This is a genomic window from Meiothermus sp., assembly GCF_025056915.1.
In the GTDB taxonomy this organism is placed as follows: domain Bacteria; phylum Deinococcota; class Deinococci; order Deinococcales; family Thermaceae; genus Meiothermus.
This window is the reverse complement of record NZ_JANWVH010000146.1, coordinates 1-2752: the sequence shown is the minus strand read 5'-3', so window position 1 is coordinate 2752 and position 2752 is coordinate 1. Positions and strand designations below refer to the sequence as shown.

Sequence of the window (2752 nt, the reverse complement as noted above, 5' to 3'; positions counted from 1 at the left end):
GCCTCTACCTGGCCAAGGGCTTTATCAGCGCCCACCTGGCCAAGGACACCGGCTTTAGCGAGGCCGACCTGAAGCTATTGGTGGAGGCCCTTATGAACATGTTCGAGCACGACCGCAGCGCCAGCAAGGGGCATATGGCTACGCGCCGGCTCTACCTTTTCCAGCACGTGGGTACCGATCCCAACAACGCCGAGCAGAACAAGCGCCAGGCCATGCTGGGCTGCGCCCCCGCGCACCGCCTGCTCGACCTGGGCCAGGTGGTCTCGGTGCGGCTCCTGGACGAAAGCAAGCCTCCCCGCCGCTTCGCCGACTACGAGGTGAAGGCCGACCCCGCCAAGCTGCCCAAAGGCGTGCGGATGCTGGAGCTGGACGCCTGGGACGAGGCAACGTTCGACGATTGGATGGGGAGGGCCCATGCCTAGAACCATCCGGATTTCGCCCCCAGAGCTTAGGGAACCCAGACTGGAAACCTGGACGCTGAAGCTCCGCACCATTACGCCCATGTTCGGCGGCAGCGCCACCCCGCGCGAGGTGGACCCCGCCCACCCGGTGCGGGCAGCGAGCGTGCGGGGGCACCTGCGCTTCTGGTGGCGGGCTACGGCGGGGGCGCGGTACGGCTCGGCGAAGGAGCTGTTCGAGGCCGAGGAGGCGATTTGGGGGAGTGCCGAGAAGTACGGAAAAGTGGCCCTGCGGGCTCTGGAGCAGTCTGCCGGGCAGGCCGTAAGACCCTCGGAGCTTGTACCGGATAGGGGTACAGCGAGAACCGGGCCGATGGAGAAGTTCTTTCTGCATCCCTTCAACGAAAACAGAAACGAGGGTTTGTCAGAAGCCAGTGGCCTAAAGTCGGTGGAGTTTGCCCTCGAGCTTACCTTTAGCCTCTCCGAGATGGAAAAGGGACACCTAAGGCAGGCCATTCGGGCCTGGATCGCCTTTGGCGGCATCGGGGCCCGCACCCGGCGGGGCCTGGGGGCGCTCGAGGTCACCCAAGACCTTAAAGACTGGCTACCTGCTAACCCCGACCAGTTCAAAACCTGGTTTGCGGTTCCACCCCAGAAAGAGGTTCATCACGCCACCCTCGCTGGCGCGGTGGTCTGCCTGGGCCAGCCCCGCAAGCCCAGCAGCGCTGACCCCTACAAAGGGCATTCGGTCTGGCGGGACTTGGGTCGTTTTTGGGCGCGTTTTCGGAAAGGGCATTATGTGGAAGACCCTGAGACGGGGAAAACAATGGCCTACACACCTATGGCCGGGGGCAAATGGCGCGACCACAAAACCCTGTTGGCCTTGCGACCCAAGCAAGAGCGCATTGCCTTGGCCAAGCCCTTCTACGGCCTGCCCATCGTTTACCAGCGCTTGGGCGACAGCTTTAGTGGAACCCTCGAGGCGGTTCACTCTGGGGGCAGGCGCATGGCTTCGCCGGTCATATTGAAGCCCATTGCTTTTGCGGATGGCAGCATTCGGCCAGCCGTCATCATCCTCAATGCCCCCGCCCCCACACGAATCAGGGTCAATGGAGAAGAACTCGCTTTGCAGCTTCCTGACAACGACCCTGTGCTAGAGGCGCTCGAGGCCGACACACCCCTCGAGGCCGTTCGCGGAGCCGCCCATATTCAGGGCTTCACCCAGGAGGTGCGCCTATGAGCCATCTCCTCACCATCTCCATCGGCCCCGTGCAGGACTTCATCGCCGCCGCTCGGCGCACCGCCGACCTGTACGCGGGGTCGCAGATACTGCAAGAGCTGAGCAAGCACGCCGCGCAGCACCTGGCGACAAAAGGTGCCCAGCTCATCTTTCCTGCCGACCAGAAGGCCGACGGGGCCAACAAGATTCTGGCCGAGGTAACAAAATGCCCTAAAGCTCTTGCTCAGGAAGTCAAGGAAGCTCTGAGGAAAAAACTTGAGGACATCTGGAAAGACACCCTTAGTAAGCTTCCCGAATCGAACCGAAATCATATTGACGAACAAAGGGCCAAAAAGCAGCTAGAACACTTCCTCGAGTTCTACGCCGCCTGGGTTCCGCTCGGTGAGGACTATGCCAAAGCCCGCGAGGAAGTCGAGCGCTTGCTGGCTGGGCGTAAAGCCCTGCGAGATTTCGCCCCGACCAACCTGGATGACGGTGGACTCCCCAAGTCTCCCTTCGACCCTGCCCGGGCTACGGTGTTGCACTTACCAACGGATAAACAAGGAAAACCCATCCTGGAGGTTCCGCCGGCCTTGGTAATTGACCCGAAGCTGCGTTTCAACAAAACGGAGTTTCTCGACGCAGTTTCACTACTCAAGCGGGTGTATGGAGTGCAGGAACTGCTGGGCAAAGTGCCCCAGACCAGAACCCTGGCCCGCATGGCTACCGATATAACCGCCACCAACGCGGAAAACCTCGAGGAAGACCTCGACGATAAACAAAAGTCCCTCGACTTCCCCTACTTTGCCATCCTGCTGGCCGATGGCGACCGCATGGGGGCTCGGCTTGGGGAACTGAAGACCATAGAGGCGCACCAAGACTTCTCCAGAAAGCTGAGCCGGTTTGCCCAGAGCGTGCAGGGGTTGCTCGAGCAGACGGTTTACGAGGGCAGCCCTCCCCCAAAACCCCACCCCTACCGCTTTTGCGTCTACTCCGGGGGCGACGATGTGCTGGCTTTTCTCCCGGTCAACAGGGCCGTGGCCTGTGCAAAGGCTTTGTGTTCGGCGTTCAAGAAAATAGACCCGGCGCTTTCCCTTTCTATAGGCATTGCCATTGTGCACTACAGGGAACCCCT

At 61.2% G+C, this 2752-nt stretch carries 3 protein-coding genes; all 3 read left to right on the top strand.

What is annotated here, in order from left to right; genetic code table 11:
* The coding region (locus tag NZN28_RS14190) for a type I CRISPR-associated protein Cas7 (protein WP_295399252.1) at positions 1 to 422 on the top strand (422 nt) is incomplete at its 5' end.
* A complete protein-coding gene (gene cmr1 / locus NZN28_RS14185) occupies positions 415 to 1638 on the top strand; it encodes a type III-B CRISPR module RAMP protein Cmr1 (protein ID WP_295399250.1) in 1224 nt (407 codons plus the stop codon). The genes NZN28_RS14190 and cmr1, both read left to right, overlap by 8 nt.
* Positions 1635 to 2752, top strand: a 1118-nt coding sequence (gene cas10 / locus NZN28_RS14180) for a type III-B CRISPR-associated protein Cas10/Cmr2 (protein ID WP_295399248.1), incomplete at its 3' end; no start/stop codon positions are given. The genes cmr1 and cas10, both read left to right, overlap by 4 nt.